Annotated in this window: 21 protein-coding genes; 12 read left to right on the top strand and 9 right to left on the bottom strand. The window is 59.7% G+C overall.

The window, feature by feature from the left end:
• Positions 1-85: 85 nt before the first annotated feature.
• A complete protein-coding gene (locus HUW52_RS00105; protein ID WP_175552667.1) occupies positions 86-1,672 on the bottom strand; it encodes an ABC transporter substrate-binding protein in 1,587 nt (528 codons plus the stop codon).
• Between the two features lie 448 nt (positions 1,673-2,120).
• On the opposite strand from HUW52_RS00105, the gene rpmB reads away from it, so the two are divergent.
• Both rpmB and rpmG read left to right on the top strand, forming a co-directional pair.
• Positions 2,121-2,354 (top strand): 50S ribosomal protein L28, encoded by a 234-nt coding sequence (rpmB, locus tag HUW52_RS00100; RefSeq protein WP_007920377.1) that lies wholly within the window; start codon positions 2,121-2,123, stop codon positions 2,352-2,354.
• Positions 2,355-2,365: 11 nt separating this feature from the next.
• A complete protein-coding gene (gene rpmG, locus HUW52_RS00095; RefSeq protein WP_007894709.1) occupies positions 2,366-2,521 on the top strand; it encodes a 50S ribosomal protein L33 in 156 nt (51 codons plus the stop codon).
• Positions 2,522-2,597: 76 nt separating this feature from the next.
• Here the strand turns inward: rpmG and HUW52_RS00090 are convergent, their stop codons facing one another.
• Together HUW52_RS00090 and HUW52_RS00085 are read right to left on the bottom strand one after the other, a co-directional pair.
• A complete protein-coding gene (locus HUW52_RS00090) occupies positions 2,598-2,807 on the bottom strand; it encodes a hypothetical protein (RefSeq protein WP_016985819.1) in 210 nt (69 codons plus the stop codon).
• Positions 2,808-2,965: 158 nt separating this feature from the next.
• A complete protein-coding gene (locus HUW52_RS00085; protein WP_016985820.1) occupies positions 2,966-3,328 on the bottom strand; it encodes a cupin domain-containing protein in 363 nt (120 codons plus the stop codon).
• 239 nt (positions 3,329-3,567) lie between these two features.
• Here HUW52_RS00085 and HUW52_RS00080 point away from each other — a divergent pair, with 239 nt between their 5' ends.
• Both HUW52_RS00080 and HUW52_RS00075 read left to right on the top strand, forming a co-directional pair.
• Positions 3,568-5,061, top strand: a complete 1,494-nt coding sequence (locus HUW52_RS00080) for an aldehyde dehydrogenase (protein WP_016985821.1) — start codon at positions 3,568-3,570, stop codon at positions 5,059-5,061.
• Between the two features lie 188 nt (positions 5,062-5,249).
• Positions 5,250-6,392, top strand: coding sequence for an MFS transporter (locus HUW52_RS00075; RefSeq protein ID WP_016985822.1), 1,143 nt, complete (start codon positions 5,250-5,252; stop codon positions 6,390-6,392).
• Positions 6,393-6,479: 87 nt separating this feature from the next.
• On the opposite strand, the gene HUW52_RS00070 is transcribed toward HUW52_RS00075, so the two are convergent.
• Positions 6,480-8,048, bottom strand: coding sequence for a phospholipase D family protein (locus HUW52_RS00070; protein ID WP_175552666.1), 1,569 nt, complete (start codon positions 8,046-8,048; stop codon positions 6,480-6,482).
• 60 nt (positions 8,049-8,108) lie between these two features.
• Entirely contained in the window at positions 8,109-9,530 is a 1,422-nt protein-coding gene (locus tag HUW52_RS00065; RefSeq protein WP_016985824.1) for a PLP-dependent aminotransferase family protein, read from the bottom strand.
• 179 nt (positions 9,531-9,709) lie between these two features.
• On the opposite strand from HUW52_RS00065, the gene HUW52_RS00060 reads away from it, so the two are divergent.
• On the top strand, positions 9,710-9,955 hold the full coding sequence (locus tag HUW52_RS00060) for a DUF1127 domain-containing protein (protein ID WP_175552665.1): 246 nt from the start codon (positions 9,710-9,712) through the stop codon (positions 9,953-9,955).
• A 144-nt stretch (positions 9,956-10,099) separates the two neighbouring features.
• Here HUW52_RS00060 and HUW52_RS00055 read toward each other — a convergent pair whose 3' ends face one another.
• Positions 10,100-11,410, bottom strand: coding sequence for an FAD-binding oxidoreductase (locus tag HUW52_RS00055; protein WP_175552664.1), 1,311 nt, complete (start codon positions 11,408-11,410; stop codon positions 10,100-10,102).
• A 147-nt stretch (positions 11,411-11,557) separates the two neighbouring features.
• On the opposite strand from HUW52_RS00055, the gene HUW52_RS00050 reads away from it, so the two are divergent.
• Positions 11,558-11,911, top strand: a complete 354-nt coding sequence (locus tag HUW52_RS00050) for a YkgJ family cysteine cluster protein (RefSeq protein ID WP_016985827.1) — start codon at positions 11,558-11,560, stop codon at positions 11,909-11,911.
• A gap of 123 nt (positions 11,912-12,034) precedes the next feature.
• Here the strand turns inward: HUW52_RS00050 and HUW52_RS00045 are convergent, their stop codons facing one another.
• Positions 12,035-12,523: an Lrp/AsnC ligand binding domain-containing protein gene (locus HUW52_RS00045; RefSeq protein WP_003177284.1), complete on the bottom strand. Its 489-nt coding sequence runs from the start codon at positions 12,521-12,523 to the stop codon at positions 12,035-12,037.
• 156 nt (positions 12,524-12,679) lie between these two features.
• On the opposite strand from HUW52_RS00045, the gene dadA reads away from it, so the two are divergent.
• From dadA to HUW52_RS00015, 6 genes are all read left to right on the top strand, one after another.
• Entirely contained in the window at positions 12,680-13,984 is a 1,305-nt protein-coding gene (gene dadA, locus HUW52_RS00040; RefSeq protein WP_016985828.1) for a D-amino acid dehydrogenase, read from the top strand.
• Positions 13,956-14,309, top strand: coding sequence for a RidA family protein (locus HUW52_RS00035; protein ID WP_034152045.1), 354 nt, complete (start codon positions 13,956-13,958; stop codon positions 14,307-14,309). The genes dadA and HUW52_RS00035 overlap by 29 nt, the downstream gene beginning before the upstream one ends.
• Positions 14,310-14,403: 94 nt before the next feature.
• Positions 14,404-15,477 (top strand): alanine racemase, encoded by a 1,074-nt coding sequence (gene alr, locus HUW52_RS00030; RefSeq protein ID WP_175552663.1) that lies wholly within the window; start codon positions 14,404-14,406, stop codon positions 15,475-15,477.
• A gap of 88 nt (positions 15,478-15,565) precedes the next feature.
• Positions 15,566-16,114: a cupin domain-containing protein gene (locus HUW52_RS00025; protein WP_007920393.1), complete on the top strand. Its 549-nt coding sequence runs from the start codon at positions 15,566-15,568 to the stop codon at positions 16,112-16,114.
• A 181-nt stretch (positions 16,115-16,295) separates the two neighbouring features.
• Positions 16,296-16,712 carry a cytochrome c5 family protein gene (locus HUW52_RS00020; RefSeq protein ID WP_175555627.1) on the top strand — a complete coding sequence of 139 codons (417 nt, stop codon included), beginning with the start codon at positions 16,296-16,298 and terminating at the stop codon, positions 16,710-16,712.
• A 363-nt stretch (positions 16,713-17,075) separates the two neighbouring features.
• Complete coding sequence (locus HUW52_RS00015; RefSeq protein ID WP_175552662.1) at positions 17,076-18,998, top strand: acetyl-CoA hydrolase/transferase family protein; 1,923 nt, start codon at positions 17,076-17,078, stop codon at positions 18,996-18,998.
• Positions 18,999-19,126: 128 nt separating this feature from the next.
• Here HUW52_RS00015 and HUW52_RS00010 read toward each other — a convergent pair whose 3' ends face one another.
• Both HUW52_RS00010 and rep read right to left on the bottom strand, forming a co-directional pair.
• Positions 19,127-19,699 carry a xanthine phosphoribosyltransferase gene (locus HUW52_RS00010; RefSeq protein ID WP_016985833.1) on the bottom strand — a complete coding sequence of 191 codons (573 nt, stop codon included), beginning with the start codon at positions 19,697-19,699 and terminating at the stop codon, positions 19,127-19,129.
• Between the two features lie 59 nt (positions 19,700-19,758).
• Entirely contained in the window at positions 19,759-21,768 is a 2,010-nt protein-coding gene (rep, locus tag HUW52_RS00005) for a DNA helicase Rep (protein WP_053124992.1), read from the bottom strand.

The raw sequence follows: 21,768 nt of genomic DNA, 5'->3' as shown, positions 1-21,768 counted from the left end.
GCATCTTTTTTACTGACAGACCGCTTTCGCGAGCAAGCTCGCTCCCACAGGTTTGATTGCATCCCCAGGTGATGTGCTGGGCAGTTTATTTGAGGTTGACCTTGGAATAGTCCTGCCGGCCGAACGGGCTCACGGAGTAACCCTGCACATCCTTACGCGTAAGCGCATACGCCGTCGGGTGCGCCAGCGGCAGCCACAACGCCTGCTGCTGAATCTGCGCTTGCGCCTGCTCGTACAACTTGGTGCGCACACCTTGTTCGCTGGTGGTCTTGCCGGCGCTGATCAGCTTGTCCAGATCGGCATTGCAGTAACGGGCGAAGTTGGTGCCCGACTTGACCGCGGCGCAGGAAAACTGCGGCGTGAGGAAGTTGTCCGGGTCGCCGTTATCGCCGGCCCAGCCCATGAACAGCAGATCATGCTCGCCGGCCTTGGCGCGGCGAATCAATTCACCCCACTCGATCACGCGGATTTCCGCCTGAATACCGATTTCCGCCAGATCCGACTGAAGCATCTGCGCACCGAGGCTTGGATTCGGGTTGAGCAGGCTGCCCGACGGACGCGTCCAGATGGTGGTCTGGAAGCCGTCCTTCAGTCCGGCCTTGGCCAACAGCGCCTTGGCTTTGGCGACATCGTGAGGATACCCCGGCAGATTTTTCGCGTAGCTCCAGGTGTTCGGTGGGTAAGGGCCATTGGCCGCTTCGGCGGTGCCTTCAAACACTGCTTTGATGTAGTTGGCCTTGTCGAAGGCGAGGTTGATCGCCTGACGCACTTCCGGCTTGTCCAGCGGCGGATGCTGGCTGTTGATGCCAACGAAAGCGGTCATGAACGCGTCAGTTTTTTCGACTTTTAGCGTCGGCTCCTTCAGCGCGGCCTGTACGTCGAGTGGTTTCGGCGAGAGGGCGATCTGGCATTCGTTGCGCCGTAGCTTTTGCAGGCGCACGTTGGCGTCCGGCGTGATGGCGAAGATCAACGGATCGACCGCAGGCTTGCCGCCGAAGTAGTCCGGGTTGGCCTTGTAGCGGATCGCCGCGTCTTTCTGGAAACGGTTGAACACGAACGGGCCGGTGCCGATCGGCTGGCTGTTGAGCTTGTCCGTCGCCCCGGCCTTCATCAGTTTGTCGGCGTATTCGGCGGAGTAGATCGAGGCGAAGCCCATGCTCAAGGTCGCCAGGAACGTAGAGTCCGGGTGATCGAGGGTGAAGCGCACGGTCAGCGGATCGAGTGCGTCAATCTTCTTGATCAGCGCGGGCAACTGCATCGACTGGGCATGGGGGAAGCCGCTCTGCGCGACCTTGTGCCACGGGTTGGCCGGGTCGAGCATGCGGTCGAAGCTGAATTTGACGTCTTCGGCAGTCAGCTCGCGGCTCGGCTTGAAGTAGTCGGTCGTATGAAACTTCACTTGCGGATGAAGCTTGAACACATACGTCAGGCCATCGGTACTGACTTCCCAACTGTCGGCCAGGCTCGGCACGACCTTGCCACTGGCGGTGTCGAAATCCACCAGGCGATTCATCAGCACATCGGCCGAGGCGTTGGTGGTGGTCAGCGAGTTGTATTGCACCACGTCGAACCCTTCCGGGCTGGCCTCGGTACAGACGCTCAGCGCGGCGGCCTGGGCCAGAGGGCTCAGCAGGAGCGGGGCGAGCAACAGGGGTAGGGCAGCGAGGCGCATGGTCGGTTTCCTTTTACAGATCGAAGGCCCATCTGCAAGTGCAGTCTGGAAAAGGCCTACCCTAGAGGGCTGGATTACAAATGACTATCCCCTTTTTGTATTTTCGGGGCACAGTGATGGCGGTTTTTCAGACCACGTGGCGCAGCTTGAAGTCTGAATCGCACGCAAGGATGGTTTTCTGCGACGAGTGGTAAAATCCGCTGCCAGCCTTTATCCAAGGCGTCCGCAGGCCAAAAAAGCGCCTTTTTGTGGATTGATTGCACACCGAATGTTGTTGCACCCCAGTCTTTCTGGTATAAAGCAGCGCTCTTTTCTAGGGGCCCGGTTCCTTCACTGTAGGTGTAGCCGGTAAGACCTCTAAAGAAACGCGGCGCCTGGCGCCAAATGACTGAGAGATTAAGCGGCCAACCCATGCCGGGTTGGGCATGTGGTTTTAGAGGGCTGAGGCATGTCGAGAGTATGTCAAGTTACCGGTAAGGGTCCGGTGACTGGGAATAACATTTCCCACGCAAACAACAAAACCCGTCGTCGTTTCCTGCCGAACCTGCAGCATCACCGCTTCTGGGTTGAAGAAGAGAAACGTTTTGTGCGTCTGCGCGTATCTGCCAAAGGCATGCGTATCATCGACAAGCGTGGCATCACTGTCGTGCTCGCCGAACTTCGCCGCGATGGCAAGATTTAAGGGAGCTAATCATGCGTGAATTGATTCGTTTGATCTCGAGCGCCGGTACTGGTCACTTCTACACTACCGACAAGAACAAGCGTACTACCCCGGACAAAATCGAGATCAAGAAATTTGATCCGGTTGTTCGCAAGCACGTGATCTACAAGGAAGGCAAAATCAAGTAATTGATTTTTCCCGACTTACGAAAAAGGCCCGTATCTCACGATGCGGGCCTTTTTTGTTGCCTTGAAGCCTGATCGATCAACCACAGATCAGTTCAATGATCTCGTTTTTCTCGTTGACCAGGACTCTGATGCGGTCCGCATCAGTGTGCAGGTTGTACATGCCGTCCGGCACTTCGAGGCGATGCTTTGTTACTCCGGCTGCGTTGCGCACAGCGAGCAGATTGTCAGTAGTAGCAACATCACCGAGGAAAAATTGCGCGTTGTAGAGATTGCATTGGCTGGACATTGTGCCTCCTTGCTTTGGTTTGAGTTAAGGCCCCTATTCATCGAATCAGACTAACCTCCTGGTTTGACTGATCTTTTCTCGATTCCTAAGCGCCCAGCCGAAGTTTCACTCAAATCTGCTGGATATGCCTTACCCTGCTCGTCACCGTGTGTGTCGGATCAGCTTTTCTGTTCAAAGATCACATAGACCTTGCGGCAAGCCTCCAGCACTTCCCAAGTGCCACGAAACCCCGCCGGAATCACAAACCGGTCACCAACGCGCAACGTCTTGGCATTGCCCTCACCATCACGCAGCACCGAAACGCCCTGCAAAATCTCGCAGTACTCATGCTCGGTGTAATTCACTGTCCATTGCCCAACCGCACCTTCCCACACGCCAACGCCCATTTGCCCACACGGACTGTCGTATTGATGGAACACGGCTTGCTCCGGGTCACCCTTGAGCACTTTCGCTGGATCCGGACGATAGCGTTCGGCTTCGCTGCTGGTCAGGCTGATGTCGACGACGTTCTGGATGTTCATTGTTGTTATCCCCCGTGAATACGGCGCGATTGGCTGGAAAGGGCCAAAGTCTATGTTGATTAAAATCAACACCGCAAGGCCGTATGGCCGCCTTATGTCAAATATATTGAAACAACCCCGGCCGCTGGTTTAGGGTGGCGGGTGCCTCTGGCCGAAAAAACGGCCGGCCGGGCAGAATTCTTGAGGACGCTGGCGAAGATCGCGCGGCGCTCGTATTCAACAAGCGGAGGACACTCGAAATGACCACCCTGACTCGTGCCGACTGGGAACAACGCGCCCGCGACCTGAAAATCGAAGGCCGCGCTTACCTTAATGGCGAATACACCGACGCCGTCTCCGGCGAAACCTTCGAGTGCATCAGCCCGGTCGATGGCCGTCTGCTCGGCAAGATTGCCAGCTGTGACGCCGCCGATGCCCAGCGCGCTGTGGAAAACGCCCGCGCTACTTTCAATTCCGGCGTCTGGTCGCGCCTGGCACCGACCAAGCGCAAAGCCACCATGATCCGTTTCGCCGGCCTGCTGAAACAGCACGCCGAAGAGTTGGCCCTGCTCGAAACCCTCGACATGGGCAAGCCGATCAGCGATTCGCTGTACATCGACGTTCCGGGCGCGGCGCAAGCGCTGAGCTGGAGCGGTGAAGCGATCGACAAGATTTACGACGAAGTGGCGGCGACTCCGCACGACCAGCTCGGTCTGGTGACCCGCGAGCCGGTAGGCGTGGTCGGCGCCATCGTGCCGTGGAATTTCCCGCTGATGATGGCCTGCTGGAAACTCGGCCCGGCGCTGTCGACCGGTAACTCGGTGATCCTCAAACCATCGGAAAAATCCCCGCTGACCGCCATCCGCATCGCCGCGCTGGCGGTTGAAGCCGGGATCCCGAAAGGCGTGCTCAACGTGCTGCCCGGCTACGGTCACACCGTCGGCAAGGCGTTGGCCCTGCACAACGATGTCGACACGCTGGTGTTCACCGGTTCGACCAAGATCGCCAAGCAACTGATGATCTACTCCGGCGAATCGAACATGAAGCGCGTCTGGCTGGAAGCCGGCGGCAAGAGCCCGAACATCGTCTTTGCCGATGCGCCGGACCTGCAAGCGGCTGCCGAATCCGCCGCCAGCGCTATCGCCTTCAATCAGGGCGAAGTCTGCACCGCCGGTTCGCGTCTGCTGGTCGAGCGTTCGATCAAGGACACATTCCTGCCGATGGTGATCGAGGCGCTGAAAACCTGGAAACCGGGCAATCCGCTGGACCCGGCGACCAACGTCGGTGCGCTGGTCGACACGCAGCAGATGAACACCGTGCTGTCGTACATCGAATCCGGTCATACCGATGGCGCCAAACTGGTCGCCGGCGGCAAACGCATTTTGCAGGAAACCGGTGGCACCTACGTTGAGCCAACGATTTTCGACGGCGTGAGCAACGCGATGAAGATCGCTCAGGAAGAGATCTTCGGCCCGGTGCTGTCGGTCATCGCTTTCGATACCGCTGAAGAAGCGATCCAGATTGCAAACGACACGCCTTACGGTTTGGCCGCTGCGGTCTGGACCCAGGACATCTCCAAGGCGCACCTGACCGCCAAGGCTCTGCGTGCCGGTAGCGTGTGGGTCAACCAGTACGATGGTGGTGACATGACCGCACCGTTCGGCGGCTTCAAGCAGTCGGGCAACGGCCGCGACAAGTCGCTGCACGCGTTCGACAAGTACACCGAGCTGAAGGCGACGTGGATCAAGCTGTAAGCCGCTGAGGGGAGCCTGATTCAATCAGGCTCCCAAACCAGACAGAGATCCCCTGTGGGAGCGAGCTTGCTCGCGAATGCGGTGTATCAGTCAGCAAATCTGCTGAATGTGAAACCGTATTCGCGAGCAAGCTCGCTCCCACAGTGGTTTTGTGGTGCACATAAAAATAATCCACAGGAGCGTGGAACATGCGTTGGGCGACGTATTTCGCCGTGTTGGCGTCTGTCTTGAGTGTCGGTCTGGCCCTGGGGGTCAGCATGCCGTTGGTGTCGTTGCGCTTGGAAGGCTGGGGTTACGGCTCTTTCGCCATCGGTGTGATGGCGGCGATGCCGGCGATAGGCGTGTTGTTGGGCGCGAAGATTTCCAGTCATCTGGCGGCACGCTTCGGCACCGCTAATCTGATGCGTCTGTGCTTGTGGGCCGGGGCGCTGTCGATCGGCTTGCTGGCGCTGTTGCCGAGTTACCCGATCTGGTTGGTGCTGCGCCTGATGATCGGGGTGATCCTGACCATCGTGTTCATCCTCGGTGAGAGCTGGATCAATCAACTGGTGGTAGAACACTGGCGCGGTCGCCTGGTGGCGCTGTATGGCAGCAGCTATGCGTTGAGCCAGCTGTCGGGGCCGTTGCTGTTGGGCGCGCTGGGCACCGAGCATGATTACGGCTTTTGGGTCGGTGTCGGTTTGCTGCTGGTTTCACCGTTGCTGTTACTCGGTCGCAGCGGCGCGCCGAGCAGTGAGGCCAGCAGCGTGACGTTCCGCGATCTTTGGGGATTCGCGCGCGAGCTGCCGGCAATTGCCTGGGCGGTGTCGTTGTTTGCCGCGTTCGAGGCAATGATCCTGACGTTGCTGCCGGTGTATTGCCTGCAACAGGGCTTCACCGCTGAGATCGCCCTGGCGATGGTCAGCACCGTGGTGGTCGGTGATGCGCTGCTGCAATTGCCGATCGGCGCGTTGGCTGACTACCTGTCGCGGCGTACGTTGTTTGCCGGCTGTGCGGTGGTGTTGATGGTGTCGAGTCTGGCGATTCCGCTGTTGCTCGATACGCTGCTGATCTGGCCGCTTTGGGTATTGTTCGGGGCGAGTGCTGGCGGACTGTTCACCCTGTCGCTGATTCTGATTGGCGAGCGTTATCGTGACGATGCGCTTGTGCGGGCGAACGCGCACATTGCGCAGTTGTGGGGTGTAGGTTGTCTGGTCGGGCCGCTTGCGGCCGGGGCGGGCAGCCAGTGGATCAGCGGCCATGCGTTGCCTTTGTTGATGGCGATTGGGGCCTTTGGTTTGGTGATTCTGCTCTTGCGCCAAGGGGCGTTTGGCACAGCTCAGACGGCTTGAAGTCAAAAGATCGCAGCCTTCGGCAGCTCCTACAGGAGGAATGCATTTCAACTGTAGGAGCTGCCGAAGGCTGCGATCTTTTGCTTTTTAAAGCATGCGTTCCAGACCGACAGTGGTGCTGAACCACGCATTGAAGCGTCGCCACCAACTCCCCGGTTCCTTGGTCAGGGTATGCATCTGGCCGTTGTCTTCGGTGACCCAGACAATCTGGCCATCCTGCAATTTCGCCTCATAGCTCAGTGCTGGCGCCATGCCCTGCAAGGCCAGTTCGCGAACATGTTCGGCCAGTTCGGGGCTGTCGACCAACACCCCGACTTCGGTATTCCACAGCACCGAGCGCGGGTCGAAGTTGAACGAGCCGATAAACGACTTCTGCCGATCGAAGATCATCGCCTTGCTGTGCAGGCTTGAGTCCGAACCACGAAACGACTTGCTGTAAAACACATGCGGGCCGCTGCCATAGTTATCCCCAGGCTGACGGCGCAGTTCATACAACTTCACGCCATGCTCCAGCAACGCCTTGCGATACGGTGCATAGCCGCCATGCACCGCCGGTACATCGGTGGCCTCCAGCGCGTTGGTCAGCAGGCTCACCGAGACGCCGGCATCGGCGCGACCGGTCAGGTACACCAGCCCTGGCTGGCCCGGCACGAAGTACGCCGAAATCATGATCAGCTCTTTGCTCACGCCTCTGAGCTCGGGTGCCAGTTGCGTGGTCAGCAGCAATTGCGGATCCGGCTCACCCTTGGCCAAGACCTTGCTCGGCGCGTCCCACAATGCCTGATTCCACGCCCAGATCAGCTCTTTGCGCCAGATGTCCATGCGCGGCTCGGTCTTGAACGTCATCAGCTGCTGATACAGCGCGTGATTCTGTTTGCGCGTTTCTTCCAGCGATTCTTCCAGGCGTGTGCGGGTGTTCTCCAGGTCCTTGGCGGTCGGTTGGCTGGTAAGGAATTCGTCGATCGGTTTGCTCAGCGCGCTGTTCCAGTATTGGTCGAAACTGTGCCCGAGCTGCTCGGCCACCGGCCCGACACTGAGCATGTCGATGTCGGTGAAATTCAGGTTTGGCTCGGCGTCGAAATATTCATCGCCCAGATTTCGTCCGCCGACGATGGCCGCACTGTTGTCCGCCAGCCAGAGCTTGTTATGCATGCGTCGATGCTGCAGCGACAGGTTGAACAGGCGTCCGGCTGCGCGCGTTACGCCGGTGCTGCGCCCCAGATGCAGCGGGTTGAACAGGCGAATCTGAATCTGCGGATGCGCTGCGAGTGTGGCGATGATCTGGTCCAGACCGTCGCTGGTGGTGTCGTCGAGCAGAATGCGCACGCGCACGCCGCGGTCGGCAGCCTTGAGCAGTTCCTCCACCAGCATTCGCGTGCTGATACCGTCATGGACGATGTAGTACTGCAGATCGAGACTGGTCTGGGCGTTACGGATCAGCTCGGCGCGGGCGGTGAACGCCTCGCTGCTGTTGGACAGCAGGCGAAACCCCGAGCGGCCTTGATAGGGCGCCGCTTGCGCCTGAATCGAACGGCCGAAGCTGGAATCGGCCGCTGGCAAGGCCTGACTTGGCTCGCGCGGCACATCGAAACTGGCACAACCGCTCAGGAACGAGGCGAGTAACAGCAAAGCGAGTAGGGGCTGTCTGAAGCTCACGTAGGATCGTTCCGGTTGGCGGCAGGGGTCGGCATATGGACGCTGGTCTCTGGAAAAAGGTCAGTCGGCTTCGGCGAGCAGTTTGATGGCCGTGGCACCGACCTTGCGCACCGCCTCTTCGATCTGCGGTGTCGGTTTGGCAGCGTAGTTCATTCGCAGGCAATTGCGGTACTTGCCCGAGGCGGAAAAGATGCTGCCGACGGCAATCTGTACGCCTTGCTCGTGCAGCTCACGATTGAGTTTCAGGGTATCGAAACCCTCCGGCAGTTCGACCCACAGCAGGAAACTGCCCTGCGGACGGCTGGCACGAGTTCCGGCCGGAAAATAGCGTGCAACCCAGTCGATCATCATGTCGCGATTGCGCTGGTATTGCGTGCGCATCCGTCGCAAATGCGGTTCGAAATGGCCGGCCTTGAGAAATTCGGCGATGGCAATCTGCGGCTGCGGTGCTGTGGATCCGGTGCTGATGTATTTCATGTGCAGCAGCCGCTCCAGATATCGACCCGGCGCGACCCAGCCAATGCGCAGTCCCGGCGCCAGGGTCTTGGAAAACGAACTGCAGAGCAACACGCGGCCATCTTCGTCGAAGGATTTGATCGTGCGTGGGCGCGGGTAGGTGTAGGCCAGCTCGCCATACACATCGTCCTCGATGATCGCCACGTCGAAGCGCTGCGCAAGGTTGAGCAGGGCGCGTTTTCGTGCCTCCGGCATGATGTAACCGAGCGGGTTATTGCAGTTGGGCGTGAGCTGGATGACCTTGATCGGCCATTGTTCCAGTGCCAGTTCCAGCGCTTCAAGGCTGATGCCGGTAAGTGGGTCTGTGGGAATTTCCAGGGCTTTCATGCCGAGGCCTTTGAGCGTTTGCATGGCGCCGTGGAAGCTCGGCGAATCCACCGCGACGATGTCGCCCGGCTCGCAGATTGCGTGAATGCTGGTGGACAGCGCTTCGTGGCAGCCGGTGGTGATCACCAGATCGCTGGCGCTCAACTGGCAGCCGGAGTCGAGCATCAACCGGGCGATCTGCTCGCGCAGTTCGAGGGTACCGTGGATGTTGTCGTAATAGAGGCCGGGCATATCCTGGCGGCGGCTGATCTGCGCCAATCCACGCAGCAGTGGCTTCATCGTCGGCGAGCTGATGTCCGGCATCCCGCGACCCAGTTGCACGACATCCTTGCGCGGCACCGCGCGAATCAACTCCAGCACCTGATCCCACTGCGAAATTTCCACCGGCCGTTGCGCCGGACGGCCGACGGCGGGCAGCTCCGGCAACTCGCGGCCGACCGGCACGAAGTAGCCGGACTTGGGTTTCGGCGTGGCCAGGCCGCTGTCTTCGAGCATGCGATAGGCCTGCTGCACTGTGCTCAGGCTGACCCCGTGCTCGACGCTCAAGGCGCGCACCGACGGCAGCCGATCGCCGGGGCGATAGAAGCCTTGCTCTATGCGCGTGCCGAGCAGTTCGGCGAGGTTTACGTAAAGGGTCATGGCGCTGCCTCGGTGCAAATGATTCGATAAACCAGTACAGATACGGCGGAAATCGACAATTCAGTCCTCAAAGCGGCAAATCTGTATGGAGTTAATACAGATACTTTGAATCTGTAATGGTTTTGCTCACCCGCGCATCATGGAATCTCTGGCTACCCAAGTAAACAGGAGCAATGAAAATGAACGGCTTGAGCGATGTGCGGCTGACGTTACACAGTCAGGAACTGGAGGCAGGGCAGAAGGATCGTGCGCGCAATGAAACCCTGCGTAATGCGCCGTCCGGCCTGAGCCGCTGGGACCTGTTCTGGCATCGTCTGCACACGCGCAGGGCGTTGCTGGCACTGACGGCGGATCAGCTCAAGGACATCGGGTTGACGCGTGAGCAGGCGCAGGAGGAGGGGTTGAAGCCGTTTTGGCAGATCTGAGATCTGTATTGTTCTTGCCGGCCCTTTCGCGAGCAAGCTCGCTCCCACAGGGGATCTATGGTGGATGGGAAACTTGTGTCCACTGAAGATTAATGTGGGAGCGAGCTTGCTCGCGAAGGCGTTCGTAGGGTCGCTGAAAAGTTGTCAGACCAACTCTTTGAGGCGATGCCACAACATCCCCAGCGCCAACAACGGCGAGCGCAAATGCTTGCCGCCCGGGAAGGTGATGTGCGGCACCTTGGCAAACAGATCAAAGCCACCGCTGTGCTGCCCGCTGATCGCTTCGGCGAGCAGCCTGCCCGCCAGGTGCGTGGCGTTCACCCCGTGGCCTGAATAGGCCTGGGCGTAATACACATTCGGCTGATCATTGAGCCGGCCGATCTGCGGCAAGCGGTTCGCGCCGATGCCGATCATGCCGCCCCACTGATAATCGATCTTCACCCCGGCCAGTTGCGGAAATACCTCGAGCATCTTCGGCTGCATGTACGCGGCGATATCCTTCGGATCGCGCCCCGAATAATGGCAGGCACCGCCGAACAGCAAACGACGATCCGCCGAGAGCCGGTAGTAATCCAGCGCGACACGCTGGTCGCAGACCGCCATGTTCTGCGGCAGCAGGTTGTGCGCCTGTTCTTCGCTCAACGGTTCGGTGGCAATGATGTAGCTGCCGGCGGGCAGAACCTTGCCGCTGAGTTGCGGATTCAGATCATTCAGATAAGCGTTGCAGCCAAGCACTAGCGTTTTGGCGCGCACCGAACCTTGGGCTGTATGGACTTTGACTTCGGGGCCGTAAGCGATACGCGTCGCTGCGGAGTGTTCAAACAGTTTGACGCCCAACTGCTGCGCCGCTTCGGCTTCACCCAGCGCGAGATTCAGCGGATGCAGATGTCCTGAACCCATGTCGATCAAACCGCCGACATAGCGCTTGGAGCCGACCACCGTGTGCATTTCGTTGGCTTGCAGCAGACGGGTTTCGTAGCGATAGCCGAGGCTGCGCAGTTCTTCGGCGTCTTCGGCAAAACCTTCGAGGTCGGCGGGCTTGTTGGCGAGATCGCAGTAGCCCCAGGTCAGGTCGCAGGCAATCTGAAAGCGCTCGACCCGCTGGCGAACGATTTCCACCGCTTCCAGGCCCATGAGTTTCATCTCGCGCACGCCGTCGCTGCCGATGACATTGGTGAACTGATCGAGACCGTGACCGACGCCGCGAATCAACTGCCCGCCGTTGCGGCCGCTGGCGCCCCAGCCGATCTTGTGCGCCTCGAGCAACACCACACTGAGGCCGCGTTCAGCCAGTTCCAGTGCCGTGTTCAACCCGGAAAAACCGCCACCAACCACGCAGACATCGGCCACGACTTCACCTTGCAGAGCAGGATGGTCGGGTTGCGGCAGGCTGCCGGCGGCGTAGTAAGAGGCAACGTGGGGTTGGCTCGCGGAGGTGAAGGCGCGGGCAGTCATGGGCGTCATCCAACGGCTAAGTGTCGAGAAAATTTGACGGAGCATAAGCCGCACGCCTGAACGTGGGCAACACTGGTCGGCCTGCGGTGTCTGGATCACGGCTTTTGCGGCACAATTGCCGTCTATTCCACCTTGGTTACCGTTTCGATGAGCTGCAACAGCCAGACAGTCCGCACCTTGCGTCAGCAGATCCCCTCGTTCGAGTGCGTGCCTGGCTGCCACGACTGCTGCGGGCCGGTGACCACTTCGCCGGAAGAAATGTCCCGCCTGCCGCGCAAGACCCGCGCCGAGCAAGATGCGGCAATGGAAGAACTGAACTGTGTGCATCTAGGGCCGAATGGCTGCACGGTGTATGAAGAGCGGCCGCTGATTTGCCGGTTGTTCGGCACGACCAAAACCTTGCCTTGCCCGAATGAGCGGCGGCCGGTGGAGCTGATTCATCCACGTGTCGAGAAGCAGATATTCGAGTACATGGCGGCGAATCGGCAGGTGTTGGTTTAAGCCGTTGCGTTCACTCCGGACCGAAGCGACGCCATCGCGAGCAGGCTCACTCCTACAGGGAAACGCATTCCAAATGTAGGAGTGAGCCTGCTCGCGATAGGGCCGGGTCAGGCCCGGCAATCTTCAGTCTGGAATCGGCAGGCTCAAGCTCTCCTTCACCTCTTCCATCACGATATAACTCTTCGACTCGCGCACATGCGGCAGTTTCAACAGAATGTCGCCCAGCAGCTTGCGGTATGAGGCCATCTCGGAAATCCGCGCCTTCACCAGATAGTCGAAATCCCCCGACACCAGATGACACTCCAGCACGTGCGGCAACTTCAGCACCGCGCGGCGGAACTCCTCGAACGTGTCGCCGGATTTGTAGTCGAGACTGATCTCGACGAACACCAGCAAGCTACCCTTCAAGTGCTGCGGATTCAGCCGGGCGTTGTAGCCCATGATGATTCCTTCGCGCTCCAGACGCCGCACGCGCTCGGTGCACGGCGTGGTCGAGAGCCCAACCTTTTCGCCGAGTTCGGTAAATGAAATCCGTCCGTCCGCCTGCAGGATCCGCAAGATGTTGCGGTCGATCTTGTCCAGCTCACGTTTGGTCTGAGTGTTGGTACGCATAGGGGATGCGCCTCCGTGAAAAGGGTTTTTGCCGAGAATTGTCGCCAAATATAGGCGCTTATATAGTGAAAAGCACTGGCATTTCTTTTTTACACTGCGCGCATCATTGCTCTAACAACAGACGTACGCGGCCCTGCCGCGATGAGGGATACAAAAATGCGCGTAATGGTCTTGGGTAGCGGCGTCATCGGTACCGCCAGTGCTTACTATCTGGCCCGTGCCGGGTTTGAAGTGGTGGTGGTCGACCGGCAGCCCGCTGCGGCCATGGAGACCAGTTTCGCCAACGCCGGCCAGGTGTCGCCGGGCTACGCTTCGCCGTGGGCCGCGCCGGGCGTGCCGCTCAAGGCGATCAAGTGGCTGCTGCAGCGCCACGCCCCTCTCGCGATCAAAGCCACCGCCGACATCGACCAGTACCTGTGGATGGCGCAGATGCTGCGCAACTGCACTGCCAACCGTTACGCGGTCAACAAAGAGCGCATGGTGCGTCTGTCCGAGTACAGCCGCGACTGCCTCGATGAACTGCGTGCCGAAACCGGCATTGCCTATGAAGGCCGCAGCCTCGGCACCACTCAGCTGTTCCGCACCCAGGCGCAACTCGATGGCGCCGCCAAAGACATCGCCGTGCTGAAAGAATCCGGCGTGCCGTTTGAAGTCCTCGACCGCGCCGGCATTGCCCGGGTTGAACCGGCGCTGGCGGGCGTGACTGACATCCTCGCCGGTGCCCTGCGCCTGCCGAACGACCAGACTGGCGACTGTCAGATGTTCACCACGCGCCTCGCCGAAATGGCCGTGAAGCTCGGTGTCGAATTCCGCTTCGGCCAGGACATCCAGAAACTCGACTACGCCGGTGATCGCATCAACGGCGTATGGATCGATGGCAAGCTGGAAACCGCCGACCGTTACGTGCTGGCCCTCGGCAGTTATTCGCCGCAACTGCTCAAGCCACTGGGCATCAAAGCCCCGGTGTATCCGCTCAAGGGTTACTCGCTGACTGTGCCGATCACCAATCCGGCCATGGCCCCAACCTCGACTATTCTCGACGAGACGTACAAGGTCGCGATCACCCGTTTCGACAACCGCATCCGCGTCGGCGGCATGGCCGAGATCGCCGGTTTTGACTTGTCGCTGAACCCGCGCCGCCGCGAAACCCTGGAGATGATCGTCAACGACCTTTATCCTCAGGGCGGCAATCTGGCCGAGGCGAGTTTCTGGACCGGTCTGCGTCCGACCACCCCGGACGGCACGCCAATCGTAGGCGCCACGCCGTTCAAGAACCTGTTCCTCAACACCGGTCACGGCACGCTCGGTTGGACCATGGCGTGCGGTTCCGGTCGTTTGCTGGCCGACCTGATGGCGAAGAAAAAGCCACAGATCAGCGCCGAAGGCCTCGATATTTCCCGTTACGGCAACAAAACCCAGGAGTCCGCAAAACATGTCAATCCAGCGCCAGCTCACCAATGAGCGCATGAGTCAGATCGTCAGCCACAACGGCACCGTGTATCTGGCCGGGCAGGTCGGCGACGACTTCGACGCCGGAATTGAACAGCAGACCCGCGACGTACTGGCCAATATCGAGCGTTTGCTTGATCTGGCCGGGACTGACAAACAGCACCTGTTGTCGGCGACGATTTACCTGAACGACATCGAGGCGCATTTTGCCGGAATGAACTCGGTGTGGGACCAGTGGCTGCCAAAAGGTGCTGCCCCGGCCCGCGCCACCGTCGAGGCGAAGATGGCCAAGCCGAGCATTCTGGTGGAGATCTCCATCGTCGCCGCGCTGCCGTAACTGTTTTAAAGATCCCTCTCCCGGCGCTGTTGGCGGTTCACGTCGTCAGTCGGCGCCGGTTTTTCTTCCCATGACCGCCTAGAAGTCTGCCGCCATGCGTCCTGCCCGTGCCCTGATCGACCTAGAAGCCCTGCGCCACAACTACCGAATTGCCCGCGAGGTCACCGGCGCCAAGGCGCTTGCGGTGATCAAGGCCGATGCCTATGGGCATGGCGCGGTGCGTTGCGCCCAAGCGCTGGAGGCCGAGGCTGACGGTTTTGCCGTGGCCTGCATCGAGGAGGCGCTGGAGCTGCGCGCCGCTGGCATTCGTGCGCCGGTGTTGTTGCTGGAAGGGATTTTCGAGGCCGATGAGCTGGCGCTGATCGTCGAGCATGATTTCTGGACGGTGGTGCATTCGCTGTGGCAGCTCGAAGCGATCGAGCAGGCAACACTGAGCAAACCGATTACCGTGTGGCTGAAGCTCGATTCCGGCATGCACCGCGTCGGTTTGCATCCAAAGGATTATCCGGCGGCTTACCAGCGTCTGCTGGCCAGCGGCAAAGTGGCAAAGATCGTCTTGATGAGCCATTTCGCCCGCGCCGATGAGTTGCACGCGCAGAGCAGCACCGAGCAGGTCGCGGTGTTTGAAGCGGCGCGTCAGGGCTTGGCGGCGGAAGTCAGCCTGCGTAACTCGCCGGCGGTGCTCGGTTGGCCGCAGATTCACAGCGACTGGGTGCGTCCGGGCATCATGCTCTACGGCGCCACGCCGTTCGAAGAAGCCAACGCCGTGGCTGATCGCCTGCAACCGGTGATGACCCTGGAATCGAGAGTCATCTGCGTCCGTGAGCTGCCCGCTGGCGAGCCGATCGGCTACGGCGCCAAATTCGTCACTGACAAGCCAATGCGCATCGGCGTGGTCGCCATGGGTTACGCCGACGGCTACCCGCGTCAGGCGCCGACCGGTACGCCGGTTTTGGTGGCGGGTAAACGCAGTCGCATTCTCGGTCGCGTGTCGATGGACATGCTCTGCATCGATCTCACCGATGTGCCGGAATCAGGCCTCGGTTCGAGCGTCGAACTGTGGGGCAAAAACATCCTCGCCAGCGAGGTGGCGCAGTGGGCGGACACCATTCCGTACCAGATCTTCTGCAACCTGCGTCGAGTGCCAAGGCTCTATTCCGAGGGTTGACGCCACTGCGGGGGCCAAGTGTTGTAAATACTGAACGCTGTCGCCATGATAACGCTCAATATTCTTACAACATCAGGAGGCTCGCGCCTTGGACGTCGGTGAACGACTGCAATCGATCCGCAAGCTCAAAGGGCTTTCCCAGCGTGAACTCGCCAAACGCGCGGGTGTCACCAACAGCACCATTTCGATGATCGAAAAGAACAGCGTCAGCCCTTCGATCAGTTCGCTGAGAAAGGTGTTGGGCGGCATTCCCATGTCGATGGTCGAGTTCTTTTCCGAAGAAATCCTGCAGGAAGTCCCGACCCAGATTGTCTACAAGGCCAACGAGCTGATCGACATTTCCGACGGCGCCGTGACCATGAAACTGGTCGGCCGCGCGCACCCCAGCCGCGCCATCGCCTTCCTCAATGAAATCTACCCGCCGGGCGCCGATACCGGCGAAGAAATGCTCACCCATGAAGGCGAGGAAACCGGGATTCTGGTGGAAGGTCGTCTGGAACTGGTGGTGGGTCTGGAAACTTTTATTCTCGAAGCCGGCGACAGCTACTACTTTGAAAGTACCAAGCCGCATCGTTTCCGTAATCCGTTCGACGCGCCTGCGCGACTAATCAGCGCAGCCACGCCGGCGAATTTTTAACAAAGAGGTGCCAAGCCATGATGGCAAAGGCATCCGGACCGTTTTTCTACCGTGCGGTATAACCCCTTCGACTATGGGGTTGTTTCAGTGTGACGGGCTACCCGCTATACTTCCGCCCGCCTGCGAACCGTGGCCGCAGGCGTGAATAGCCACCATTGAGGGTGAACGCGTGAATCTAATTATGAAAATGCTGGCTGCACCAGCAACTGTATTGGCCCTCTGGGCTGTCAGCGCTCAAGCTGCGACGAATGACGACATTGCCAAACGCCTCGAGCCAGTCGGCCAGGTGTGTGTTCAAGGCAAGGAGTGCAAGGGGATGGAAGTTGCCGCTTCCGCAGGCGGCGGTGGCGGGGCGAAAACCCCGGATGAAGTGATTGCCAAGCACTGCAACGCTTGCCACGGTACCGGGTTGTTGGGCGCGCCGAAGATCGGTGACACCGCAGCGTGGAAAGAGCGTGCTGATCATCAGGGTGGTCTTGATGGCATCCTCGCCAAAGCCATCACCGGTATCAATTCGATGCCGCCGAAAGGCACCTGCGCCGATTGCTCGGATGATGAGTTGAAGGGCGCGATCCAGAAGATGTCCGGCCTGAAATAAGGCGCGCTTCTGATGAAAAAAACCGTCTTCGGACGGTTTTTTTGTGCCTGTGATTCAAGAGCCCTCACCCCAGCCCTCTCCCAGAGGGAGAGGGAGCCGACCGAGGTGTCTTTCGCTATCCATCGACCTGAAAGACCTTAGCGATTATGGATTCAGCAAAGCTATTTCAAGTCGGCGTATCTCCCCAATATCCCCCAATCTGTCCCCTCTACCTCTGGGAGAGGGCTAGGGTGAGGGCAAGCGATCTCCAGCCATAAAAAACTCCTGTGGCCGACAATCGTCCAGGACTTTGGGCTGTCCTTTGCAGCAAACTCAAGGCAAGCTCGGTCTACCCCTATTCACGGAACGGGCAGGAGGCTTCAGATGGTGCAGTTGTGTTCGATCGAACAGGCAGTGGACGACGTGCTGGCGCGCTTGCCGGCGCATATCCACATGGGCATGCCGCTGGGCCTGGGCAAACCCAATCACTTCGTCAACGCGCTGTACCGACGGATCAAAGACCTGCCCGAGCGGCAACTGACGATCTACACCGCCCTGTGCCTCGGCCGCCCGGCGTTGGGCGATGGTTTGCAGAAGCGCTTTATCGAACCTTTCGTCGAGCGCGTCTTCGGTGACTATCCGGAATTCGATTTCCTCGCCGACCTGCACCGCGACAGCCTGCCCGCCAACATCCGCATCGAACAGTTCTTCATGCAACCCGGCAGCCTGCTCAACAGCGCGCCGGCCCAGCAGGATTACGTCAGCAGCAATTACAGCCACGCCGCCCGCGACATCAACGCCGCCGGGCTCAATCTGGTGGCGCAATTACTGGCCAGCAGCAGCGAACACCCGGATCGCCTGAGCCTGAGTTGCAATCCCGACATCACCCTCGACCTGTTGCCGATGATCGCCAAACGTCGCGAAGCCGGGGAGACTATTTTGCTGGTCGGCCAGGTGCACACCGATCTGCCGTACATGCCCGGCGACGCCGAAGTCGATATCGACACCTTCGACCTGCTGATCGACGCGAAGGACAGCAGCACGCTGTTCTCCACGCCGAACATGCCGGTGGGATTTCAGGATCATTTCATTGGCTTGCACGCGAGTACGCTGGTGCGCGACGGCGGTACGTTGCAGATCGGCATCGGTTCGATGGGCGATGCACTGACTGCCGCGCTACTCGCACGCCAAGCCGATAATGCCGGTTATCAAGCGTTGCTCGACGACATCAACCTCAGCCAATGGACGCAGTTGATCGAACGCGAAGGGGGCACCGCGCCGTTTGCCAAGGGCCTGTATGGCTGCAGCGAAATGTTCGTCAACGGTCTGCTGGTGCTGGCAGATGCCGGGATAATCCGTCGCAAGGTCTATCCAGACATACAGACTCAGGAACAGGCCAACGCCGGCACCCTCGACGAGGCGGCGCAAACTGACGGCATCTCGGTGCACGGCGGTTTCTTCCTCGGCCCGCGCAGTTTCTACGAGCGCCTGCGTGAGTTGCCGCAGAGCAAACGCCTCGAATTCAACATGACCCGCATCAGCTACATCAACGAGTTGTATGGGCAGGAAGAGCTCAAGCGTCTGCAGCGCCTTCATGCGCGGTTCATCAACACCGTGTTCACCATGACCCTGCTTGGCGCTGGCGTGGCGGATCAACTGGAAGACGGACGGGTGCTCAGCGGTGTCGGCGGGCAGTACAACTTCGTGGCGCAGGGTCACGCATTGCACGATGCGCGCTCGATTCTGATCCTGCGCAGCTGGCGTGAATCCGGTGGCGACGTCAGCTCCAACATCGTCTGGGAATACGGCCACTGCACGATCCCAAGGCATTTGCGCGACATCGTCGTGACCGAATACGGCATCGCCGATCTGCGCGGTAAATCCGACGCAGTGGTGATCGAGTCGCTGCTGAACATCAGCGACTCGCGCTTCCAGCAGGGGCTGATCGAGCAAGCGCAAAAGGTCGGCAAACTGCCAAAGGATTTCCGCCTCGATCCACGCTTCGCCGACAACACACCACAGCGTTTGCAAGCGATCGCCGCACGGCATCCAAACCTGTTTCCGGAGTACCCGCTGGGCTGTGATTTCACCGCGATCGAACGGGATTTATTGCGGGCGCTGAACTGGTTAAAAAGCAAATTCAAACTCACCGAAATCCTTGAACTCGGCAAAGCAGCCCTCGACGCCCCCGAAGCATCGCTATATCCCGAACACCTCGAACGCATGCAACTCACAAATCCGGAAGGCCTGAAAGAAGACCTCTTCCAACGCCTGCTCCTCACCGGCCTCAAAGCCACCACCCAATAACTGCCGGACCCAAAACAACTGTAGGAGTGAGCCTGCTCGGGATGGCGGTGTTTCAGCTGACGAATTTATCGACTGACACTACGCTATCGCGAGCAGGCTCACTCCTACAGGGGCGCTGTGGTGTGGCTTTATTCGATGAAGGTGACCACGCCACCTGTCAGCGATTTCACGCGGGCCAGCGATTCAACGCGATAGCCCTGCGAATCCAGCTCGGCGCGGCCGCCCTGGAACGACTTCTCGATGACGATGCCGAGACCGGCAACGGTGGCGCCGGCCTGTTTGATGATCGAGATCAGCGCTTGCGAGGCCTTACCGTTGGCCAGGAAGTCGTCGATGATCAGCACGCGGTCGCTGCTGGTCAGGTGGCGCGGGGAAATGGCCACGGTGCTTTCGGTCTTTTTGGTGAACGAGTAAACGGTCGCCGACAGCAGGTTTTCCGTCAGGGTCAGGGACTGTTGCTTGCGGGCGAAGATCACCGGCACGCCGAGGTTCAGACCGGTCATGATCGCCGGGGCGATGCCCGAGGCTTCGATGGTGACGATCTTGGTGATGCCCGAATCCTTGAACAGCGCGGCGAATTCGTCGCCGATCAGCTTCATCAGGGCCGGGTCGATCTGGTGGTTCAGGAAGGCGTCGACCTTCAGGACCTGGTCGGAAAGCACAATGCCTTGTTCGCGGATTTTCTGGTGCAATGCTTCCATGAAGCTGTCCTCTTTTGGCGCTTGGTGCGCCGAAGGTCTAGTAAAAAAAGTGGTCAATTCTAGCGCTTTAACATCGCGCGTATATCAGCCAATGCGCTGTTGCCGCGCACGACTTTGACTTCGGTCGGGGTGTCGTCGTTGCCTTCCCAGGCCAGATCGTCCGGCGGCAGCTCATCGAGGAAGCGACTCGGCGCGCAGTCGATGATCTCGCCGTACTGCTTGCGCTTGGCGGCGAAGGTGAACGCCAGGGTCTGACGGGCGCGGGTGATGCCCACGTAGGCCAGGCGGCGTTCTTCTTCGATGGTGTCGGCTTCGATGCTGGAGCGGTGCGGGAGGATTTCCTCTTCCATGCCCATGATGAACACGTAGGGGAATTCCAGACCTTTGGAGGCGTGCAAGGTCATCATCTGCACGCCTTCGGCGCCGTCCTCTTCTTCCTGCTGACGTTCGAGCATGTCGCGCAGGACCAGTTTGCCGATGGCGTCCTCGACGGTCATTTCGCCTTCTTCGTCCTTCTCGAGGGTGTTTTTCAACGCCTCGATCAGGAACCAGACGTTGCTCATCCGGTAGTCGGCAGCCTTGTCGCTGGAGCTGTTGGTGCGCAGCCAGTTCTCGTAGTCGATGTCCATGACCATGCTGCGCAGCGCCGAGATCGGGTCTTCCCCGGCGCACTGCTCGCGGACTTTGTCCATGAAACGCTTGAAGCGCGACAGGCGATCGGTGAAGCGGCTGTCCAGATGTTCGCCCAGACCGATTTCGTCGGTGGCGGCGTACATCGAGATCTTGCGCTCGGTGGCGTAGTTGCCGAGTTTTTCCAGGGTGGTCGAGCCGATTTCACGGCGCGGCACGTTGATCACGCGCAGGAAGGCGTTGTCATCATCCGGGTTCACGATCAGGCGGAAGTAGGCCATCAGGTCTTTCACTTCCTGACGTCCGAAGAAGCTGTTGCCGCCGCTCAGACGGTACGGCACCTGGTGGTGCTGCAACTTCAGCTCGATCAGTTTGGCCTGATAGTTACCGCGATAGAGGATCGCGAAATCGCTGTACGGGCGGTCGGTGCGCAAGTGCAGGCTGAGGATTTCCATGGCCACGCGCTCGGCTTCGGCGTCCTCGTTGCGGCAGCGGATCACGCGGATCTCGTCGCCGTGGCCCATCTCACTCCACAGCTGCTTTTCGAATTCGTGCGGGTTGTTCGAAATCAGCACGTTGGCGCAGCGCAGGATGCGACTCGTCGAGCGGTAGTTCTGCTCGAGCATCACCACTTTCAGCGATGGATAGTCGTCCTTGAGCAGCATCAGGTTTTCCGGCCGCGCGCCGCGCCAGGCGTAGATCGACTGGTCGTCGTCGCCTACCACGGTGAACTGGTTGCGCTTGCCGATGAGCATTTTTACCAGCAGGTATTGGCTGGCGTTGGTGTCCTGGTATTCGTCGACCAGCAGGTAGCGCACCTTGTTCTGCCACTTTTCGAGGATGTCGGCGTGTTCTTCGAAGAGTTTTACCGGCAGCAGGATCAGGTCGTCGAAGTCCACTGCGTTGAACGCTTTCAGCGTGCGCTGATAGTGGGTGTAGACGATGGCGGCGGTCTGTTCCTTGGGATTACGCGCATTCTCCAGCGCCTGAGGCGGCAGGATCAGGTCGTTTTTCCAGGCGCCGATCATGTTCTTGATCTCGTCGACGCCGTCTTCGCCCGCGTATTCCTTCTGCATGATGTCGGTCATCAGGGACTTGACGTCGGTCTCGTCGAAGATCGAGAAACCGGGTTTGTAGCCCAGCCGCACGTGTTCCTTGCGGATGATGTTCAGACCGAGGTTGTGGAAGGTGCAGACGGTCAGGCCGCGGCCTTCGCCGGCGCGCAGCAGGGTGCCGACCCGCTCTTTCATCTCGCGCGCGGCCTTGTTGGTAAAGGTCATGGCGACGATGTACTGGGCGCGGATGCCGCAGTTCTGGATCAGGTGCGCGATTTTGCGCGTGATCACGCTGGTCTTGCCGGAGCCAGCACCGGCGAGCACCAATAGAGGGCCGCCGACGTAGTTCACGGCTTCTTGCTGCCGGGGATTGAGTCGGGACAT

Origin of the sequence: Pseudomonas sp. 43A, assembly GCF_013363935.1 — a bacterium.
GTDB lineage: Bacteria > Pseudomonadota > Gammaproteobacteria > Pseudomonadales > Pseudomonadaceae > Aquipseudomonas > Aquipseudomonas crudilactis.
This window is presented reverse-complemented; position numbering and strand designations above follow the sequence as displayed.